The organism is Bacillus sp. FJAT-25509 (genome assembly GCF_001420605.1).
GTDB lineage: Bacteria > Bacillota > Bacilli > Bacillales > Bacillaceae_G > Gottfriedia.
In genome coordinates, this window is sequence record NZ_LJIZ01000005.1 from 21,250 (window position 1) to 35,630 (window position 14,381).

General features: G+C 34.1%; 13 protein-coding genes and 4 tRNA genes. All 17 read left to right on the top strand.

The features are described from left to right. Nucleotides 1–62 precede the first annotated feature (62 nt). The 17 genes from ychF (at nucleotide 63) to AN960_RS03995 (ending at nucleotide 14,381) form a co-directional block, all read left to right on the top strand. Nucleotides 63–1,163 (top strand): redox-regulated ATPase YchF, encoded by a 1,101-nt coding sequence (ychF, locus tag AN960_RS03915; RefSeq protein WP_056467170.1) that lies wholly within the window; start codon nucleotides 63–65, stop codon nucleotides 1,161–1,163. Between the two features lie 129 nt (nucleotides 1,164–1,292). Next, on the top strand, nucleotides 1,293–1,583 hold the full coding sequence (rpsF, locus tag AN960_RS03920; protein ID WP_025568958.1) for a 30S ribosomal protein S6: 291 nt from the start codon (nucleotides 1,293–1,295) through the stop codon (nucleotides 1,581–1,583). A 34-nt stretch (nucleotides 1,584–1,617) separates the two neighbouring features. After that, nucleotides 1,618–2,103 carry a single-stranded DNA-binding protein gene (gene ssb, locus AN960_RS03925; RefSeq protein WP_025568959.1) on the top strand — a complete coding sequence of 162 codons (486 nt, stop codon included), beginning with the start codon at nucleotides 1,618–1,620 and terminating at the stop codon, nucleotides 2,101–2,103. 79 nt (nucleotides 2,104–2,182) lie between these two features. Further along, nucleotides 2,183–2,416 carry a 30S ribosomal protein S18 gene (gene rpsR / locus AN960_RS03930; protein ID WP_056467298.1) on the top strand — a complete coding sequence of 78 codons (234 nt, stop codon included), beginning with the start codon at nucleotides 2,183–2,185 and terminating at the stop codon, nucleotides 2,414–2,416. A 132-nt stretch (nucleotides 2,417–2,548) separates the two neighbouring features. Further along, the gene (locus AN960_RS03935) at nucleotides 2,549–3,475 is read left to right on the top strand and encodes a YybS family protein (RefSeq protein ID WP_056467173.1); all 927 of its coding nucleotides are present in this window, start codon (nucleotides 2,549–2,551) and stop codon (nucleotides 3,473–3,475) included. Between the two features lie 92 nt (nucleotides 3,476–3,567). After that, nucleotides 3,568–5,544: a DHH family phosphoesterase gene (locus AN960_RS03940; protein ID WP_056467176.1), complete on the top strand. Its 1,977-nt coding sequence runs from the start codon at nucleotides 3,568–3,570 to the stop codon at nucleotides 5,542–5,544. Further along, the gene (rplI, locus tag AN960_RS03945) at nucleotides 5,541–5,984 is read left to right on the top strand and encodes a 50S ribosomal protein L9 (RefSeq protein WP_056467179.1); all 444 of its coding nucleotides are present in this window, start codon (nucleotides 5,541–5,543) and stop codon (nucleotides 5,982–5,984) included. The genes AN960_RS03940 and rplI overlap by 4 nt, the downstream gene beginning before the upstream one ends. A gap of 27 nt (nucleotides 5,985–6,011) precedes the next feature. Further along, complete coding sequence (dnaB, locus tag AN960_RS03950) at nucleotides 6,012–7,370, top strand: replicative DNA helicase (protein WP_056467182.1); 1,359 nt, start codon at nucleotides 6,012–6,014, stop codon at nucleotides 7,368–7,370. Between the two features lie 214 nt (nucleotides 7,371–7,584). After that, nucleotides 7,585–8,874: an adenylosuccinate synthase gene (locus tag AN960_RS03955; RefSeq protein ID WP_056467185.1), complete on the top strand. Its 1,290-nt coding sequence runs from the start codon at nucleotides 7,585–7,587 to the stop codon at nucleotides 8,872–8,874. Between the two features lie 140 nt (nucleotides 8,875–9,014). After that, a tRNA-Lys gene (locus tag AN960_RS03960) sits at nucleotides 9,015–9,087 on the top strand. Between the two features lie 19 nt (nucleotides 9,088–9,106). Next, nucleotides 9,107–9,178: transfer RNA gene (locus AN960_RS03965), tRNA-Glu, on the top strand. Between the two features lie 23 nt (nucleotides 9,179–9,201). Further along, nucleotides 9,202–9,277 (top strand) — tRNA-Asp (locus tag AN960_RS03970). A 6-nt stretch (nucleotides 9,278–9,283) separates the two neighbouring features. Next, nucleotides 9,284–9,356: transfer RNA gene (locus AN960_RS03975), tRNA-Phe, on the top strand. Nucleotides 9,357–9,705: 349 nt separating this feature from the next. After that, a complete protein-coding gene (gene yycF, locus AN960_RS03980; RefSeq protein ID WP_056467188.1) occupies nucleotides 9,706–10,410 on the top strand; it encodes a response regulator YycF in 705 nt (234 codons plus the stop codon). Next, nucleotides 10,410–12,245, top strand: a complete 1,836-nt coding sequence (gene walK / locus AN960_RS03985; RefSeq protein WP_056467191.1) for a cell wall metabolism sensor histidine kinase WalK — start codon at nucleotides 10,410–10,412, stop codon at nucleotides 12,243–12,245. The genes yycF and walK overlap by 1 nt, the downstream gene beginning before the upstream one ends. Beyond that, a complete protein-coding gene (locus AN960_RS03990; protein ID WP_056467194.1) occupies nucleotides 12,242–13,597 on the top strand; it encodes a YycH family regulatory protein in 1,356 nt (451 codons plus the stop codon). The genes walK and AN960_RS03990 overlap by 4 nt, the downstream gene beginning before the upstream one ends. Beyond that, nucleotides 13,584–14,381, top strand: coding sequence for a two-component system regulatory protein YycI (locus AN960_RS03995; protein WP_056467197.1), 798 nt, complete (start codon nucleotides 13,584–13,586; stop codon nucleotides 14,379–14,381). Before AN960_RS03990 ends, AN960_RS03995 begins: the two co-directional genes overlap by 14 nt.

Consider the following 14,381-nt stretch of genomic DNA (forward strand, 5'->3'; position numbering starts at 1 on the left):
ATTTTTTTTTGAAATCAATATAATTGTGAAAGATTAACTAAGTTCGTATAGGAGTGGAAAATATGCCATTAACAGCAGGAATCGTAGGATTACCAAACGTAGGAAAGTCAACATTATTTAATGCAATTACACAAGCGGGCGCTGAATCAGCAAACTATCCGTTTTGTACAATTGATCCAAACGTAGGTGTGGTAGAAGTACCAGATTACCGTTTAGTAAAATTAACTGAATTAGTTCAACCTAAAAAAACTGTTCCAACAACTTTTGAATTTACTGATATCGCTGGGATCGTTAAAGGTGCAAGTAAAGGTGAAGGTTTAGGAAATAAGTTTTTATCTCATATTCGTGAAGTGGACGCAATTTGCCAAGTAGTACGTTGCTTTGTAGATGATAATATTACTCATGTATCTGGAAAAGTAGATCCAATTGCAGATATTGAAACAATTAACTTAGAACTAATTCTTGCAGACTTAGAATCAGTTGAAAAACGTATTGATCGTGTAGCTAAATTAGCGAAGCAAAAAGATAAAGATGCATCTTATGAACATGAAATTTTAGTGAAATTAAGAGAAGCATTTGAAAATGACAAGCCAGCTCGTTCAGTAGAGTTTACGGAAGAGCAAATGAAAGTAGTAAAAGGTTTACACTTATTAACGACTAAGCCAATGCTTTATATCACTAATGTTGGCGAGGATGAAATCGCAGATGCTTCATCTAACGAATACGTTGAAAAAGTAAGAGAATTTGCAGCTAAAGAAGGTTCTCAAGTAATTGTGATTAGTGCAAAAATTGAAGAAGAAATTGCTGAGCTAGATGATGAAGAGAAACGTACATTCCTTCAAGAACTTGGAATTGAAGAATCAGGTTTAGATCAATTAATTCGTGCAGCTTATTCTTTATTAGGATTAGCAACTTATTTCACTGCAGGTGTACAAGAAGTAAGAGCTTGGACATTTAAAAAAGGTATGAAAGCTCCACAATGTGCTGGCGTAATTCATAGCGACTTCGAACGTGGCTTTATCCGCGCAGAAACAGTTTCTTTTGAAGATTTAGCGACTTATGGTAACATGACAGCATCAAAAGAAGCAGGAAAAGTGCGTCTTGAAGGTAAAGAGTACATCGTACAAGATGGAGATGTAATGCATTTCCGATTTAATGTTTAATAAAATAGCAACTGAATTATAGATTTGCTATCTTAAAAAAACTATGCTATAATTTTAACTCGTGAGTGATTAATTAAATTGCTCCTTGCCCTTAATTGGGCCGTTAGACCAAAAGGAGGTGACATTGTGATGAATAAATACGAAATCATGTACATCGTTCGTCCAAACATGGAAGACGAAGCACAAAAAGCATTAGTTGAGCGTTTCAACGGCGTTTTAACTGAACAAGGTGCTGAAATCACAAACGTTAAAGAGTGGGGTAAACGTCGTTTAGCTTATGAAATTAACGATTTCCGTGATGGACACTACATGCTTGTAAACGTTTCTGCTAAGCCAGAAGCAGTACAAGAATTCGATCGTTTAGCGAAAATCAGCGAAGATATCATCCGCCACATCGTTATTCGTGAAGAAGAAAAATAATATTTTTTAAATGCTTTAGGGAGGTAGGAATCAGATGATTAATCGTGTTGTACTTGTAGGTCGCTTAACAAAGGATCCGGACTTACGTTATACACCAAGTGGGGTTGCCGTAGCAACATTTACTCTAGCGGTGAATCGTACCTACTCAAATCAGCAAGGTGAAAGAGAAGCGGATTTTATTAACTGCGTTATCTGGAGAAAGCCTGCTGAAAACGTAGCAAACTTCTTGAAAAAAGGAAGCTTAGCTGGCGTTGAGGGTCGCATTCAAACTAGAAGTTTTGATGGTCAAGATGGTAAGAGAGTATATGTAACTGAAGTTGTAGCTGACTCTGTTCAATTCTTAGAACCAAGAAATGCATCAGGTAACCAAGGTGGTTCATTCGGTATGAATCAACAAAATCAAGGTTTTAACGCTGGAAATCCTTTCGAAGCACCATCTCAAAAGCCTAGCTTTAATGATGATCCATTTGGTGGGACAAGCAAAACGATTGATATTACTGATGACGATCTTCCTTTCTAATAATAAAAACAGTGTAATGTTGAACGGTTAACATTACTAAAAAACTAATTTTAAGTAGAGGAGGGAAATAACAATGGCAATGGGTGGACGCAAAGGTGGACGTGCTAAACGTCGTAAAGTTTGTTACTTTACTTCAAACGGCATCACTACAATCGACTTCAAAGATACTGAGTTATTAAAACGTTTCGTTTCTGAGCGTGGTAAAATTTTACCTCGTCGTGTAACTGGTACTTCTGCGAAATACCAACGTAAATTAACGATTGCAATCAAACGCTCTCGTCAAATGGCTTTATTACCATACGTGGCTGAATAAGCTAAGTAATAAAAAGTACAGCATTCTCGTGCTGTACTTTTTTTGTATTTATGAAAAAATAAGTTTTATGGTAAAATAAGTAATAGTATGCTTATCGCGAAATAAGTAGGGGTAGTTGAAAGGAGCTTTATTTTGAAATCGACTCGATTTATAGTTGAGGGTGCAGTGCTTCTAGCAATTTACTCGGTATTGCTATTAGTATTTTTATATGTACCATTTCTCTCATTAATTTTGGCATTCCTTATGCCACTGCCGTTTATTATTATTAGTATTAAATATTCGATTAAGGAATCACTTTTACTTTGTTGTTTGGCGCTTGGCTTAACAATTCCTATTGCCTCTTTTAATTTACTTCCCATTACTTTAATGTACTCAACAGTTGGTATAGTAATTGGGTATCTATTAAAAAATGAGCGAAGTAAAGGAGAAATTTTACTTACAAGTACTTTTATTTATTTAATACATATGGTGCTTACGTATATACTATTCAAAGCAGTTTCTCATACGGACCTTGTTAAACATGGTATTGACATGATGTTGGAAGGAGTAGAAAAAAGTAAGGAACTTAGTGCCAGTTTAGGTACAGGCACTAATGAAAAGAAACTAGATGAGCTTTCAAGTGCTATTAAATTAATCCCTACATTAATTCCTTCTATAATGTTAATGGGTAGTTTTTTCGTTGCTTTTATAACACAACTAGTAACTTTTCCATTAATAAAAAGATTAGGTTATAAAACACCGAAATTTAAACCATTTAGAGAGTTTAGACTCCCAGTAGGATTCATGTGGTTCTTTTTAATTGTAATGATTTTTTCGTTCTTCAATTTGAAACAAAGTAGTTTCCTTAGTACAGCAGTAATTAACTTAACATATGTACTTCAAATTTTACTGCTTGTTCAAGGTTATGCATCGATCTTTTATTTTAGTTATTTAAAACAGTTTTCTAAAGCGGTACCAATTATTATAATGATCGCAAGTTTTATCATTCAACCATTAATTTATATTGTTTTACTAATTGGAATCATCTCAATTGGAATCTTTAATAGAAGAAAAATTTAAACTTAAAAACATATTTGATACTAATTTGTTGTGCAAAAGTGAATAAACTTTAATATGTAAGTTAGATTTTATTTGGCTTAGGGGTTGAACATATGCAAGATTTTCATAAGAAACAAATGTTTCTTATACCCGTCTATCTTTTAACTGCTCTTTCAGTGTTTTTGATCGGAACTGTGGTCTATATTCAACCTAAAATAGGGATAATATTTATCGTTATCTTTTTATGCGTTATATTTCTAGTTGTAAAGTTAGAAATTAAGTATCGCTACGTTTTAGATATGTATATAGAATCAATTATGTCGAGAGTGAAAAATTTAAGTAATGAAGCAATTACAGAAATGCCAATTGGAGTATTACTTTATGATAGAGAGTACCATATTGAATGGGGCAATCAATATATTTTAAATATTTTAGATGATCGTTCATTAATTGGTAAACACATATATGATCTATCTGAAGGATTAATGGCTTTAATTTCGAAAAAAGAGAAAAAAGAAGATGTATTGAATATAAGTAAAAGAACATATCGCGTAGTTATTAAAAGGGAAGAGCGATACATTTATTTATTTGATGTGACAGAACAGGCACAATTAGAGAAGTTATACGAAGATCAAAGAACAGTAATCGGAATTATTTTATTAGATAATTACGATGAAATGACACAGGGATTAGATGATCAGGAGCGTTCTAGTGTAAATGGTGCAGTAACTACTATGTTAAATAGTTGGGCTAATAGCCATGGTATTTTCTTGAAACGTGTTTCATCTGATCGATATAGTGTAGTTTTAAATGAAGGAATTCTGGCGGCATTAGAAAATAATAAGTTTTCTATATTAGACCAAGTAAGAGAAGAAACTACAAAACGTAATTTACCCCTTACTCTAAGCGTTGGCGTCGGGGTAGGTAGTTTAAATTTAACCGAACTTGGTCAACTAGCGCAATCTGGCTTAGATTTAGCATTAGGGCGCGGGGGAGATCAAGTAACTGTTAAAAACATTAACGGTAAAGTAAAGTTTTTTGGTGGAAAAACAAACCCTGTAGAAAAGAGAACGAGGGTTAGAGCGAGGGTAATCTCGCATGCATTAAGAGATTTAATGAAGAGTAGCACCAATGTTATGATAATGGGTCATAAGTTACCTGACATGGATGCTCTTGGTTCAGCAGTTGGAATCTTAAAAATGGTTATGCATAATGAAGTGGATGGTTATGTTGTTATTGATAAAGATGAAGTAGATAAAAGTGTTAATCGTTTGATGAGGGAAATGTCTAAAAATGAACAATTTATGTCTTGTTTTATTTCACCTGAAAAAGCAAAAGAACTTATTTCTGAAGATACATTAATAATCGTAGTAGATACCCATAGACCAACAATGGTTGAAGAAGAATCACTTTTAGATGAGACAGATAAAATTGTTGTGATAGACCATCATCGAAGAGGAGAGGACTTCATTAAGGATGCAATTCTCGTTTATATGGAGCCGTACGCTTCCTCTACAGCAGAATTAGTAACAGAGTTATTGGAGTACCAACCTAAGAAAATAAAATTAAGCATGCTTGAGGCAACAGCCTTACTTGCAGGAATTATTGTTGATACAAAGAGTTTTACTTTCCGAACAGGGGCACGAACTTTTGATGCAGCATCATACTTGCGTTCGAATGGCGCTGATACGATCCTCGTTCAAAATTTACTAAAACAAGATATGAATGAATATATTCGCAAAGCAGAATTAATAGAGGAAGCCTATATGTATAAAGAGGGCTTTGCGATTAGCTTTGGAAAAGATAATGTAAGCTATGATCAAGTTTTAATTGCAAAGGCCGCAGATACGTTATTAACGATGACAGATGTTATTGCATCTTTTGTCATTGCGAAAAGGTCAGACAATGTTGTTAGCATTAGCAGCCGTTCATTAGGGAATATAAATGTTCAATTAATAATGGAAGAGCTTGGTGGTGGCGGTCACTTAACAAATGCTGCTGCACAAGTTGAATCTTCTTCAATTAGAGAAGTTGAACAACACTTATTGAGAATAATCGATGAATATATTGAAGGGAGAACAAACAAATGAAAGTAATTTTCTTAAAAGATGTAAAAGGAAAAGGTAAAAAGGGAGAAACTAAAAATATCGCAGATGGCTATGCAAGTTTCCTAATCAAAAATGGAGATGCTATTGAAGCTACAGCAGGTAATATGAAAACTCTTGAAGCGAAAAAAAATAAAGAATTAAAAGATGCACAAATTGAATTAGAAAATTGTAAAAAGCTAAAAGAAACAATTGAAGCTCTAACAGTAGAACTAAAAGCTAAATCGGGTGAAGGTGGTCGTCTTTTCGGATCAATCACTAGCAAACAAATTGCCGATGAGCTTCAAAAAGTACATGGTATTAAACTAGATAAGCGTAAATTCGAAATGAATGATGCGATTAGAGGTCTAGGTGTAACAAATATTAAAGTAAAATTGCATCCTGAAGTTAGTGCAACTTTAAAAGTACACGTTAAGGAACAATAAGAAAAACAAGCATCTGGAGGACTAGAAATGAGTGATTTGCTAAATGATCGTACTCCACCACAGAATATAGAAGCTGAACAGGCTGTATTAGGAGCCATACTGTTAGATTCAGAGGCGCTAATATCAACTTCAGAACGGCTTTTACCAGATGACTTTTATCGAGCTGCCCATCAAAAAATATTTGAAGCAATGCTTAAGATTGCTTCAAGGAATGAGCCTTTAGATGTTATCACACTAACTTCTGAACTAGCTAATCAAGGAGTATTAGAAGAAGTTGGAGGAGTGTCATACTTAAATGATTTGCTGGCTTCAGTACCAACGGCATCTAACGTTGAATACTATGCGAAGAGCGTTGAAGAAAAATCTACTTTAAGAAGATTAATAAGAACCGCTACAAATATTGTAACGGAAAGCTATGCACCAGATACTCCAGTGGATGTTGTACTAAACGAGGCTGAAAAAAGTATCTTAAAAGTAGCTCAGCGCACAAACGTTTCTGGTTTTCAAAGTATTAAAGATGTAGTATTTACTACATTTAGTAAAATTGAGACTTTATTTAATCAACGTGGCGAAATCACAGGTGTACCAACAGGATTTACTGATTTAGATCGTATGACAGCGGGATTTCAGCCCAATGATTTAATTATAGTAGCTGCCCGTCCTTCAGTAGGTAAAACAGCTTTTGCGTTGAATATCGCACAAAACGTAGCGACTAAGACAGATGAAAACGTAGCAATTTTCAGTCTCGAGATGGGATCAGATCAGCTTGTTATGCGTATGCTTTGTGCAGAAGGGAATATTAACGCACAGGCACTACGTACAGGTAATCTTGAACAAGAGGATTGGAATAAGCTTACGATGGCTGCTAGTAGCTTAGCTGGTACAGGTATATATATCGATGATACACCTGGTATTAGAGTAAATGACATACGTGCTAAGTGTAGAAGACTGAAACAAGAGCATGGCTTAGGAATGATCTTAATTGATTACTTGCAGCTTATTCAAGGTAACGGCAAAAGTGGAGAGAATCGTCAACAAGAAGTATCGGAAATTTCACGTTCTCTTAAAGGACTAGCGAGGGAATTAAAGGTACCTCTAATAGCCTTATCTCAGCTATCACGTAGCGTAGAGTCAAGACAAGATAAACGTCCAATGATGTCTGATATTCGTGAATCAGGAAGTATTGAGCAAGATGCGGATATCGTTGCGTTCTTATATCGAGACGATTACTACGATAAAGAATCAGAGAATAAAAATATTATTGAAATCATTATTGCTAAACAAAGGAATGGTCCAGTAGGTACTGTTTCATTAGCATTCGTAAAAGAATATAACAAGTTCGTAAACTTAGAACGAAGGTTTGATGAGCAAGCGCCAGGGGCCTAATATCATCTAAAAAATAATCACATAGTGAATCTATGTGATTATTTTTTTTTGTTAGGGCAAACTATTTTTATCAAATTCTTTAGTTTGTATTTACGAACAAATAAAACTTAGAACAGAATTATTCAAAGAGATTTATTGACAAATTCCGTAAGTTTGATATACTAGTTTTGGTTTTAGTTCGGAAATAGCGTATTTTAATCGGAGGTGCAGTACATTGTCATCAGTAGTAGTAGTTGGTTCTCAATGGGGAGACGAAGGAAAAGGAAAAATTACCGACTTTTTATCACAACAGGCAGAAGTAGTTGCTAGATATCAGGGTGGTAACAATGCAGGTCATACAATCGTATTTAATGGTGAAAAGTACAAACTTCATTTAATTCCATCAGGTATTTTCTTCTCAGATAAAATTTGTGTTGTTGGAAATGGTATGGTTGTAGATCCTAAAGCTTTAGTTCAAGAGCTAGCATACTTACATGATAAAGGTGTTTCAACTGACAACTTACGTATTAGTAACCGTGCTCATGTTATCTTACCTTATCATTTAAAACAAGATGAGTTAGAAGAAGAGCGTAAAGGTGATAATAAGATTGGTACTACTAAAAAAGGTATTGGACCAGCTTATATGGATAAAGCTGCACGTGTGGGGATCCGTATGGCAGACCTTTTAGATAAAGAAGAGTTTTACGAAAAATTAAAACGTAATCTTGAAGAGAAAAATAATTTATTTGAAAAAATGTATGATTCAAATTCATTAAATATTGATGACATTTTTGAAGAATATTATGAGTTCGGACAACAAATTAAAAAATATGTGTGTGATACTTCTGTTGTATTAAATGATGCAATTGATGGTGGAAAGCGCGTATTATTTGAAGGCGCACAAGGTGTAATGTTAGATATCGACCAAGGTACATACCCATTCGTTACTTCTTCTAACCCAGTTGCAGGTGGAGTAACAATTGGATCTGGAGTTGGTCCAACAAAAATTAATCACGTTGTTGGTGTATGTAAAGCTTACACTACTCGTGTTGGTGAAGGTGCATTCCCAACTGAGCTTTTCGACGAAATTGGAAATACAATTCGTGAAGTAGGTCGTGAGTACGGTACAACTACTGGAAGACCAAGACGTGTTGGTTGGTTTGATAGTGTAGTAGTTCGCCACGCTCGTCGCGTTAGCGGTATTACTGATTTATCACTTAACTCAATTGACGTATTAACAGGACTAGAGACTGTTAAAATTTGCGTTGCTTATAAATTCCGTGGAGAAACAATTACTGAGTTCCCTGCTAGCTTAAAACAACTTGCAGAATGTGAGCCAGTTTATGAAGAACTTCCAGGTTGGACAGAAGATATTACAGGAGTAAAAACGCTTAATGAACTACCAGTTAATGCAAGACACTATGTAGAACGTGTGTCTCAATTAGTAGGTATTCCATTATCTGTATTCTCAGTAGGTCCAGACCGTAACCAAACAAATATCGTACGTAACGTTTACGGAGCTTAATATAATAAAAAGCCCTTAAATAAAAACTTAGGGGCTTTTATTATTTTTTTTAAAAAACTATTGCAAACTTATTAGAAAGTATGATAAGATAAGTCTTGTCGTCATAACTAGTACATAGTTTATGAAGTTAATCATTTTATGAGCCATTAGCTCAGTAGGTAGAGCATCTGACTTTTAATCAGAGGGTCGAAGGTTCGAATCCTTCATGGCTCATCTTTTCTTAAATTAATGTGGCCCGTTGGTCAAGCGGTTAAGACACCGCCCTTTCACGGCGGTAACACGGGTTCGAGTCCCGTACGGGTCATCCTTTTTTAAAAAACTTATCTTGGTCCCGTGGTGTAGCGGTTAACATGCCTGCCTGTCACGCAGGAGATCGCCGGTTCGATCCCGGTCGGGACCGCCATATAATGGCTCGGTAGCTCAGTCGGTAGAGCAGAGGACTGAAAATCCTCGTGTCGGCGGTTCGATTCCGTCCCGAGCCATCATAAAAACTACTGTATATACAGTAGTTTTTTATTTTATATCAACCTTATAGAAAATAGATTCTAGTTTGAATAAAACAGTTCGATTTTACAAAAAAACCTACTTAATTTAAAATAGAAGTAAGTGGAGTAGACCTCTAGCAACAAGCTAGAGGTTTTTTTCAAAAATCTAGTGTTTATAGATAAAAAGAATAACACGTATGATCGTAGTCGTATTATATTTAGAGAGATAGTCCACAAAACGAAATTGCTATGAAAAGTTTATTTGTTGCCTAATTTAATGTTAAATTGCAAAAGATATGTATAGAATTGATGGCAGCGAAAACTGACTAGAAAAGGAGTGCGGGGAATGAATAAAAAAATATTAATAGTCGATGATGAAAAACCAATTGCTGATATATTGAAGTTTAATTTAGAAAAAGAAGGTTTTGAAATTGTTTGCGCGTATGATGGAGAGGAAGCATTACAAAAAGTAGACGAGTTTCTTCCTGATTTAGTTTTATTAGATATTATGTTGCCAATTAGAGATGGCTTAGAAGTTTGTAGAGAAATTAGAAAGAATCATGAAATGCCAATCATTATGATTACAGCAAAAGATTCTGAATTAGATAAAGTACTAGGTTTAGAAATGGGAGCAGATGACTACGTAACAAAACCATTTAGTACACGTGAGTTGCTTGCTAGAGTAAAAGCAAATTTACGTAGACATCAAACTGGAGCTACATCTGAAAAAGAGGAGTCAGTTGAAGTTATTATTGGTTCGCTTGTTATCAATCCAAACGCTTATATCGTAACAAAACGTGGCGAGAAGATCGAATTAACTCACCGCGAGTTTGAATTACTATATTATTTAGCGAAGCATATCGGACAGGTTATGACGAGAGAACATTTACTTCAAACTGTTTGGGGCTATGATTATTTTGGAGATGTACGAACTGTTGATGTAACAATTCGAAGACTTCGTGAAAAAATTGAGGACAATCCAAGTTATCCACTTTTCATTGTAACAAGAAGAGGAGTAGGATATTACCTGCGTGATCCGGAGCAAGATTAATGGCAGCTTACAATAAAGTTGGTTTATTTAAATCAATTGTATTTAAATTTGTACTTGTTTATATTTTACTCATATTGGTAGCTATGCAAATTATTAGCGTTTATTTTTCGAGAGAACTTGAAAAGCAACTTGTAAATAGTTTTACAGTTGCGATAAACGAACGGGCTAAGCTACTGGCTTATAATATAAAAATCGAGTATGAAAAAAAGAAAACTCTGGACGATCCAGAGGTGAAAGCTAATATTCAAAAAATAGTTTCTGACTTTGGAAAGAATATTGGGATATCAGATGTAAGAGTTATTAACCAAAATAGTGAAGTCATTGCTACTTCGGATTCTAGTAATCGGTCTATTGTTGGAAAAAGGACAACTGATATTTTAGTTAAAAGAGCACTTTTAGTAGGTACTAGAACTGAAAAAGTGTTAATTGATCCTAAAAACGGTCATCGAATGAAAACGATTGTTACCCCAGTGATGGAAGGTGACGAAATTGTTTCAGCGATTTACACGAGTGCTTCAATGGAAAGTACTTATGAAAGAATGGAATTAATTAACCGTATTTTTTCAACGGGTACACTTATAGCAGTCGCGATTACATCCATTTTAGGGATATTATTGGCTAAAGCAATTACGAAGCCAATCTCAGAAATAAGAAGACAGGCCCAAGAAATGGCGAAAGGAAATTTCTCTCGCAAATTAAAGGCCTATAGTGAAGATGAGATTGGTGAATTAACGATATCATTTAATAATCTATCACGTAACTTACAGCAAGCTAGAGCTTCAACAGATGGAGAAAGAAGAAAGCTTCAATCAGTACTAGAGCATATGTCAGATGGCGTTATTGCAACTGACCGTAGAGGGAAAATTATTCTCTTAAATGATCCAGCTGAAACGATGCTAAATGTTTCACGTGAAACAGTATTAAATAAATCTATTTTAGAGGTATTGGGAATCGAAAAGATTAATACTCTAGATGATTTATACGATGAGCCAGATTCAATTATGTTAGATTATAGCGATAATAAGAGACCAATGATTCTACGAGCTAGCTTTTCAACTATACAAAAAGAGTCAGGTAAAGTTAATGGTCTAATCGCTGTAATTTATGATGTAACTGAACAGGAAAAGATCGAGCAAGAACGTAGAGATTTTGTTTCCAATGTGTCACATGAATTAAGAACACCGTTAACAACGATGAGAAGCTATTTGGAAGCATTGTCAGATGGAGCTTGGGAGAATAAAGAAATCGCACCTAAGTTCTTACAAGTAACTCAAGATGAAACAGAACGAATGATAAGGCTAGTAAATGACTTATTACAATTATCTAAGTTAGATAGTACTGAATATCGTTTAATGAAAGATTGGGTTAACTTTACAGAATTGTTTAATCGTATAATTGATCGACACGAAATGAGTAAGTCTCAAGAAGTTTCGTTCAAACGTGAATTTATAAGTAAGACAAGATTTGTATTTATAGATGAAGATAAAATTACACAAGTGTTAGATAATATTATTTCAAATGCATTAAAGTATTCACCAGAGGGTGGGACTGTAACTTATCGTATTAAAGAATCTAGAGATCAAATATTAGTTAGTATTACTGATGAAGGTATGGGAATTCCAAAAGAAAATCTATCAAAGATATTTGATCGTTTCTATCGAGTAGATAAAGCTAGATCAAGACAAGTTGGAGGAACTGGCCTAGGGCTTGCTTTGGCAAAAGAAATGATTTACGCGCACGATGGTCATATATGGGCTAAAAGTGAAGAAGGAAAGGGTACAACAGTCTATTTCACACTTCCAGTGGCTGATGACCAAGAGGATGAGTGGGAATGAGAAGAGAACATATAAAATCAGTTGTATTAACTACTCTTGTTATAGTAAGTTTAGTACTTTCATATAGCTTATGGTCATATCAACCAACATACGATGTACTTCAAAATCAAGACTATGTCCAAAAAGTTTCAATTGGTGCCAAAAGAGACTTTAAGGACATAGTAATTCCGAATTTACTAGTTGTTCATGAATCAAATAAAAATTATGAAACAACTAAACAGAGTAATATATCACCAATTTATAGATCATTGCAGAAATCCGAAATCACAAATTTTGAAAACCTGACAAATAGAACATCTGAAGTTGCCTACCAATCAATAACAAAAGGAAAAAATAAACTAGAAATTATTTTTCCAACTGAAGTGCCAATAGAGACATTAGGTAAAGTTCTTAATCTAGATGCAAAACGATTACAAAATGTTTTATTTGATCGAATAATCATCAATTTATCTACTAAACAGGATTCTTCAGCAAGGATCTACTTTTCAAATGAATCACAAAATATTCTTTATGGAGCAACATTTGATAACTCTTCAATTATTGCATCAGTTGAAAAGATAAGAGACAATTACGAAAGCTTTACTGAAAGCTTAAGATATAAGTTAGATTCAGGTAAAATAATTTATTTACCTAAAAAACCAATCAAATTAACAACGATGGAGTTCCTTACGACGGATATAGATGTTGATAAATTAAAAGATGCTATATTTAGTGATCCATCAAATGTCCGAAAAGAAAGTACCGATTCAGGAGATACATTCACAGACGGTACTAGATTAATGTCAGTTTCACCATTAAATCGAGCGATTTCATTTGTTAACCCGACAACACCTGAAAACAATAATAATCAAAGTCCTAATTTATTAGTCCAAAGAAGCGTTGATTTTATTAATGCTCATGGTGGCTGGACTGATGGATATATTTTGTCTGGAGTTAAACCTGAAAATAATGAAGTTTCATTTAGACTTTTTGTAAATAATTTACCTGTGTATAATAATTCAACAATTACGACGAGCTGGGGAGTAGACGATATAGAAACCTTTAAACGTCCATTGTATAAATTTACTAGAATCCAGGTGGACAAGAAGGAAAGTGAAATGGAGTTAATGGCTGGTCCTCAAATTATGGAGATCATATCCAACAATAAGTCTATTAACAAATCCCTTATTAAGGATATTAGCTTAGGGTACGAGACGATATTTGATCAAGATCAATCAACAATCAATCAGCCGTACTATAATAGAGCAATCCAGTTAAAACCTGTTTGGATTATAAATTACGATGACACATATAAGAAGATTGATCAAGATTTGCTAAGTAGAACTGGGGTGAATATTGTTGGATTGGAGTAGAATCAAAACAATATTTATTTTAACTTTCTTAGTATTAGATTTATTTTTAGCGATTCAATATTATCAAAAGCGAAGTAGCGACCAGTTTGATACGATGGCGGAATCGAGTATTGAGGAGCAATTAAAGGAAAATGATATCACATATGTGACATTACCTAAAAATTCTTTAAAGGAATCTTATATATCGGGTAATAGTAAGGATTTCTCGAAGAAAAATTTTGCTGATCGAAAAGGACAGAATATACAAATCTACAAAGATGTATTACAAAGTCAATTGAAAAAACCAGTTCCAATTGCAGAGACAAATAAAATACTCTTTTTAGAAAACTTTGTGAAGGAGTATGTTTGGAATGGTGGTAACTATCGTTATTGTCAAATAGATCAAACGTCAAAAACGATATACTTCTGTCAAACCTATAAAGATCGCCTAATTTATAATATCGAAAGCTCAGTAGTTGAAATAAAGTATAATGATAAGAATGAGATTTATGGGTATCGCCAAAGATATTTAGAAAACTTAAAGGAAATGATCGATAAAAAGAATGTGCAAGAAGCGTTACCGGCAATTAAAGCCATTGAAAATTTATTTGTTAAAGATGAATTAAAACCTAGTGATCGAATTACAAAGGTTAACTTTGGCTATTATACAGTAATCCCGTTATCGAATGGAGTTAAATTCATAGCGCCAGCATGGCATATCGTTGTCAATGAACAGCAGGATTACTTTGTAAATGCTATTGAGGGACAAATAATTAAGATAGATAAAGAACAATGGAGTGAATAG

Coding starts and splice junctions, on each gene's coding strand:
- ychF (WP_056467170.1), top strand. CDS start 63: ATGCCATTAACAGCAGGAATCGTAGGATTACCAAACGTAGGAAAGTCA.
- rpsF (WP_025568958.1), top strand. CDS start 1,293: ATGAATAAATACGAAATCATGTACATCGTTCGTCCAAACATGGAAGAC.
- ssb (WP_025568959.1), top strand. CDS start 1,618: ATGATTAATCGTGTTGTACTTGTAGGTCGCTTAACAAAGGATCCGGAC.
- rpsR (WP_056467298.1), top strand. CDS start 2,183: ATGGGTGGACGCAAAGGTGGACGTGCTAAACGTCGTAAAGTTTGTTAC.
- AN960_RS03940 (WP_056467176.1), top strand. CDS start 3,568: ATGCAAGATTTTCATAAGAAACAAATGTTTCTTATACCCGTCTATCTT.
- rplI (WP_056467179.1), top strand. CDS start 5,541: ATGAAAGTAATTTTCTTAAAAGATGTAAAAGGAAAAGGTAAAAAGGGA.
- dnaB (WP_056467182.1), top strand. CDS start 6,012: ATGAGTGATTTGCTAAATGATCGTACTCCACCACAGAATATAGAAGCT.
- yycF (WP_056467188.1), top strand. CDS start 9,706: ATGAATAAAAAAATATTAATAGTCGATGATGAAAAACCAATTGCTGAT.
- walK (WP_056467191.1), top strand. CDS start 10,410: ATGGCAGCTTACAATAAAGTTGGTTTATTTAAATCAATTGTATTTAAA.
- AN960_RS03990 (WP_056467194.1), top strand. CDS start 12,242: ATGAGAAGAGAACATATAAAATCAGTTGTATTAACTACTCTTGTTATA.